Genomic DNA, 6,248 nt, shown 5'->3' on the forward strand with positions numbered 1-6,248 from the left:
TTTATGAAGTTATTTTGAGTTTAAATTAATTATCTAACTAATTTAATATCTACTCTTCTGTTTTGTGCTCTACCTTTTCTAGTTTTGTTAGAAGCGATAGGATCAGATTCACCGTATCCAGTTGCAGTAAACGTGTTGCTTACTTTACTTTCTAGGTATTTCTTAACTGCGTTAGCTCTTTCTTGAGATAATTTCATATTTAACGCTTCAGAACCAACACTATCAGTGTGACCACCAATTGTGAATTTTTCGTCTGGGAAACCTTTCAATAATTCAGCAATCTTGTCTAAGATAACGTACGTTTCAGCTTTGAAAGAATCTTTTCCTGAGTTGAAGTATACAGTTCTAGCTAAGTTATCTAATACTGTAATTTCAGTTTCAGTCATTCTAGCGATTGGAGGACATCCGTCGTTTTCAGCAACACCTGCTACTACTGGACATCTATCATCTTTGTCTAATACTCCGTCTCCGTCTTTGTCAGTCCATGGGCAACCTTTGTTTGCAGATGGTCCAGCTTCAGTAGGACAGTTATCTTTAGCGTCAGTGATTCCGTCACTATCAGTATCAGGACATCCGTTCATTGCAGCAGAACCTGCTACTTCTGGACAGTCATCTTTACCATCAGCAATTCCGTCACCGTCAGTATCAGGACATCCGTTTAATGCAGCTAAACCTGCAGTATCAGGACAGTCATCTTTACTGTCTTCGATTCCGTCACCGTCAGTATCAGGACAACCATTAAATTCTGGTAAACCTTTTACATCTGGACAAGCGTCATCTTTGTCAAAAATTCCATCATCATCAGAATCCTTTCCACCAAACTTGATAGCAATACCTGCCATGTGTTGGAAGTGAGGAGCTAAATAATCCTCGAAAGAATGCTTGTAAGTTGTTTGTAAGTTGAATGCAATGTTTTCTGTGAACCAGTAGTTAATACCTAAACCTGCGTTTACTGTACCAGCTCCAACATTATCAACCCAAGTGTAACCTCCACCAACTTCTACATAAGGATCAAATTTCCCCATGTTGTAAAGTTCGTTAATGTTGTACTTGATAAGTGCGTCAAATCCGTAGTAAGTTAAATCTTCTACTTTGGCGTCACCGTACTTTTCAATTTTGTTTACCGAACCTCTTAATCCAACAGAAAATCCGTCTCCAACGTACTTAGAAACACTAATTGAAGAAAGTGTTGGTAGGATGTTGTAATGGTCTCCTACGTTAAAATATTCGTCAAACCATTTACCCGTAATACCTGCTGCTTCCATATCATTTGTTGGATAGAAGTCAACTGCATTTATGGCTACATTAATTTGCCAAGGGTTATTTGAGTCTTGAGCTTTTACGTTGCTGAATCCTACTACAAGCAACAAAGCAACTAAAAATCTGCTAAGATGTTTCATGTTTAATTATTTAATTTTAAGTGTTAATTAAAGGACAAATGTAAGTTGTTAATACTTATTAACAAAGACAAATATATTAATTTTTTTAGAATCCTTTAAGAAATATTTGTAATTAAGCTTTTAAATTACATTTAATTCTTTCCCAATCTCTGTAAACGCAGTAATAGCTTGGTCTAAGTGAGCCTTCGTATGAGCGGCAGATAATTGTACTCGTATTCTTGCTTTTCCCTTAGGGACTACAGGATAGAAAAAACCTATTACATAGATTCCTTTTTCTAGTAGTTTATCAGCCATTATTTGCGAAAGCTTCGCATCATAGAGCATAACTGGTACAATTGCCGAGTCGCCATCTACGATATCAAAACCTGCGTCTTTGATTCCTTTTTTGAAATAGTTGGTGTTTTCTTCTAGCTGATCACGTAAAGTTGTATCGGTTGCTAACATCTCAAATACTTTGATAGATGCGCCTACAATAGCAGGAGCTAGGGAGTTTGAAAATAAATACGGTCTTGAGCGTTGGCGTAATATTTCAATGATTTCTTTTTTCCCTGTGGTATATCCGCCCATAGCGCCGCCCATTGCTTTTCCAAGTGTTCCTGTAATGATGTCAATGCGTCCCATTACATTTTTCTCTTCCAATGTTCCGCGTCCTGTTTCGCCAATAAAACCAGTAGCATGACATTCGTCAATCATGATCATGGCATCATATTTTTCGGCTAATACAGCAATTTCATCTAAAGGTGCTACCAATCCGTCCATGGAGAAAACTCCGTCAGTAACAACGATTTTAAAGCGTGCACCATCTGCATTTGCTTGTTGCAATTGCTTTTCCAAATCTGCCATATCATTGTTTTGATAGCGATAACGCGCCGCTTTACACAAACGAACACCATCAATAATAGAAGCATGATTTAACGAATCAGAGATGATTGCATCTTCTTTCGTAAGTAAAGGTTCAAAAACACCACCATTAGCATCAAAAGCAGCGGCATATAAAATGGTATCTTCTGTTCCGTAATATTCTGCTATTTTTTTCTCTAATGTTTTGTGAATGTCTTGCGTTCCACAAATAAAACGAACAGACGACATTCCAAATCCGTGCGTGTCCATCGTATCTTTTGCTGCCTGAATTACATCTGGATGCGAAGACAATCCTAAGTAATTATTAGCGCAAAAGTTAAGAACGGTTTCGCCAGTGTTTATAGTAATTTCAGCTCCTTGTGGTGAAGTAATGATGCGTTCTTTTTTATAAAGTCCGGCATCTTTAATTTCTTGAAGTTCTTTTTCTAAGTGTTGTTGTATACTTCCGTACATGTTGTTTAATTTTTTACAAAAATAGCTACGATTTTTGAGTTATACCATTTATCATTTGAATTTACTGTAATAAAACACCCTTTTTCCCTTTCCTCTTTATTAAAAACAGAAACCGTAGCTAAGGCTATGCTTTCCTTTTTTAACTCGAATAAAGAAAAAAATCATTATTTTCTTATTCAGGAAATTCAAACAACAACTGGTATTATATATATTTTATGTCAATTTCTTCATTGATGTACAACAAGATTTTTTTTGTGACATTAAAATCCATTTCTACCAATGTATCTGCATATTCATACACTTGTTCTACATAAAATGGATTGTGCATTCCTGTTTTGTAGTCAATAATTGTCGTTTCGTTGTTTGGATTGACAACGATTCTATCAGGACGCATTATTTTTCCAGCTTTTGAAATGATGTCTTTTTCATTGTAAACTGTTGCATCTTGATTGAAATACGGCGCAATTTCAGGGTGATTTATTACACGATTGATACTTTTTGACAATTTTTCACGCTGTTGCTCGTCAATTATTCCTTTCGAAATATATTCGTCCAACACAAAATCAATGTCCGATGGATATTTTATTTGCGCCAATACATCATGAATTAAGTTTCCTTTTTCAATCGCTTCTTCCTGCGTTGTATCCCACAATAATCCTTGTTTGGTGAGTAAATGTAAGTTATGATCTTCTTTTGCGGTGCTGATAAATTGCTCTTGTACAATCGTATTAATTTGTGCTGAATTATTCGCTTTCGCTAGATTTTCCTCAGAATCACCAAATGTGTAGGTTGTTAATTCATCATTCCAATGATTATTTTCTTTCAAGTAATTGATAAATAAGCCTGAAAATGTTTGCAAACGTTCGTTTCCGCTCCGATCAACTTCTTTTTTGGTAATCACATGCAATTGTTGCTCAGCTCGTGTAAACGCAACATATAAGATGTTGAAATTGTCCAATTCCAATTCCGATTGGCGTTCTTGATATAAAGTTGCGCCGAGTTCGCCATATTCTTGAATGGAACTATTTAAGTTTAAATACGCTTCTTCAAAACCATGAAACTCTTCTTTTGGAATCGGATACCACAATTTTGGTTCTATTTCTTTGTAAATATCTGTGTTTGCAAACGGAAAGATCACCACAGAGAACTCCAATCCTTTTGCTTTATGAATCGTCATAATCTGAATTGCATTTTCCGAACCAGAAGCCACAATGCTTAAATGATTTTTTTTCTTTTCCCAATGTTCTAAAAAGCCTGCAAAACCGAGTTGCTTCTTTTGGGTATATTCCAATACAAAATCTAAGAAAAATTGCAAATACGCATCTGATTTGTCCGTAAGATGGAACGCGCGAATGCAATATTCTACGGCTTCGTACAATGATAATTGCAAGAAATACGTAAAGTCAAAATTAAATTCGGTTAGCGCTTTAAATAATGCTTCAGGTTCAAGCGAAACATGTGTTTTTAAAAATTGATGTGTTTGTGAAATAGCTAGTTTTTCTGTTACCAGATAATTCAATAAATGCAGCTTTACTTCGTTATTTTTTGGTTGAATCGCCAAGCGAAGCACGTCATTGATAAATTGCACTTCTGGTGAACGTTTGATGAGCAAGGTTTCCGACGAAATGATCGGAATTTGATGTGCCGATAAAATATCTGCAATGGCAATTCCTTCCGATTTTCTTCGCGTAAGCACACAAATATCTTTGTATTGAAATCCTTTTTCTAATAATTCTTGAATTTTTAAAATTACCTTTTCAGGAATGATCTCAAATTCTTCTTCAACCGTTTTGGCTTCTATAAAATCAAAGGAAATAAATCCGCCTTTTTTGTCGTTTGTCAATTGCGCACTTCCGTATTTATATATGTCACCATATTTTTCGTTGCTGAAAAATTTTGAAATGTGTTGAAAGAAACTGTTGTTAAAGTTGATGATTTCTTCGTAACTGCGGTAGTTTCTAGGTAATTCAACTTTTTCTTTTCCAACCATAAAAGGATCAACTTCATGATTCAACCCAATGAATTGTTCTGCTTTTCCACCACGCCAACGATAAATAGATTGTTTTGCGTCGCCAACAATGGTTAACGAACCGCTTTTTCCTGCTAAAACTTCAGTTTGTAGCTTATTTGAAATCAATGGAATTAAGTTTTCCCATTGCATGATTGATGTATCTTGAAATTCATCAATGAAATAATGTTTGTATTTTTCACCCAAACGCTCATAAATAAATGGCGCAGGTTGGTCTTTAATAGTTTCACTAATTAACGTATTGAATTCCGAAATCAACAATAAGTTTTGTTCTTCCTTGATGATTTCCAGTTCGTGCTGAATCGCGTTTAGCACAGAAAGAGGCGTTGCATTTTTATAGAAATTTCTTAAAAAACTTAATTCGTACACATTCGCTTTGCAACTGTGATAGACATCGTTGAGTTGTGGCAATAATGAATCAATAGTTGCGGCTTTCGCAGGATCTAACGCTTTTTTATAGATAGTTCCGTTTTCTAAAGCTTCTGCTAGTTTGTTTCCGTACAAGCGTTTTTCGTCAAAATCTTTATCGGCAATTTTCTGAAAGTGGTTTGGTAAGGTTTTACGAAGAAAATCATCAAATTCTAATCCGGCACTTTGTATGAGTTCCAATACTACTTTTCCTGCGTTGGAAAGTTCTTCGGAAGTTGTATTGATTTTAGTTTTAAGCAATTTTTTTAATTCGCTAAAATCTTCAAGTGTTTTGTGTTTTAGTTTTCGAAGATGTGGTTCTTGATTTTCATTTAGCAATAGTTTTGCAATTTTATTCAAGTCAAAAGCAATGTCCCAACTTTTATCGTCGTCTGCTTTTTCCAGTGCAAAATCGATCAAGACTTCTGAAATTAATTTGTCTTCACCCGCTTTTGAAATCAATTGATCAACAGCTTCGTTTAGCAATGCATCTGTATCGAGTTCTACTTCAAAATTCAACGGAAGTTTTAAGTCGTATGCAAATGTTCGGATAACGCTATGTGTAAATTTATCAATTGTGGCAACTTCAAAAAAAGCATAGTTATGTAAAATACTTTTGAGCACTTCTTTGGCTTTCTGCTGCAATTGCGCGGGATGCAATTTTAAATCTTCAGCTAATTCTATAAACATCGGCGCATTCGTACTTTCTTCATCAAATGCAAATGCATTTAAGTTTTGAATGATTCTCGCTTTCATTTCGGCGACAGCCTTATTTGTAAAAGTAACCGCAAGAATTTGTTTGTAAGCTTCTTTATGATTTGTGTTTAAAAGGATGCGCAAATAGTCTTTAACGAGTGTATACGTTTTTCCAGAACCGGCGGAAGCATTGTAAATGATAAATGGTGTAGACACAAAAAGAAGTTTAGTGATAGCTACAAATATAATCTAAATTGTAAAGTGGACGTAAAACAAAAAGAGGTCGTCTAAAAAGTAATTTTTAGGCGATTTTCTTTTTGGTCTAATTTTGTTTTGATCTCAAGCTTTGATTAATTGAGATTAAAAACGGTCACAATAAAAAAGCGAAGTTAGTTTACAGT

3 protein-coding genes are annotated in these 6,248 nt (G+C 35.1%); all 3 read right to left on the reverse strand.

The window, feature by feature from the left end:
- Nucleotides 1-29: 29 nt before the first annotated feature.
- The 3 genes from H2O64_RS20345 to H2O64_RS24345 all read right to left on the reverse strand — a co-directional run bounded on the left by H2O64_RS20345 (nucleotide 30) and on the right by H2O64_RS24345 (nucleotide 6,063).
- Complete coding sequence (locus H2O64_RS20345) at nucleotides 30-1,400, reverse strand: OmpA family protein (RefSeq protein ID WP_187564072.1); 1,371 nt, start codon at nucleotides 1,398-1,400, stop codon at nucleotides 30-32.
- A gap of 120 nt (nucleotides 1,401-1,520) precedes the next feature.
- Complete coding sequence (gene kbl, locus H2O64_RS20350; protein ID WP_187564073.1) at nucleotides 1,521-2,714, reverse strand: glycine C-acetyltransferase; 1,194 nt, start codon at nucleotides 2,712-2,714, stop codon at nucleotides 1,521-1,523.
- Nucleotides 2,715-2,916: 202 nt separating this feature from the next.
- Nucleotides 2,917-6,063, reverse strand: a complete 3,147-nt coding sequence (locus H2O64_RS24345) for a UvrD-helicase domain-containing protein (protein WP_317173850.1) — start codon at nucleotides 6,061-6,063, stop codon at nucleotides 2,917-2,919.
- Nucleotides 6,064-6,248: the final 185 nt, after the last annotated feature.

It is taken from the genome of Kordia aestuariivivens, from assembly GCF_014397005.1.
In the GTDB taxonomy this organism is placed as follows: Bacteria; Bacteroidota; Bacteroidia; order Flavobacteriales; family Flavobacteriaceae; genus Kordia; species Kordia aestuariivivens.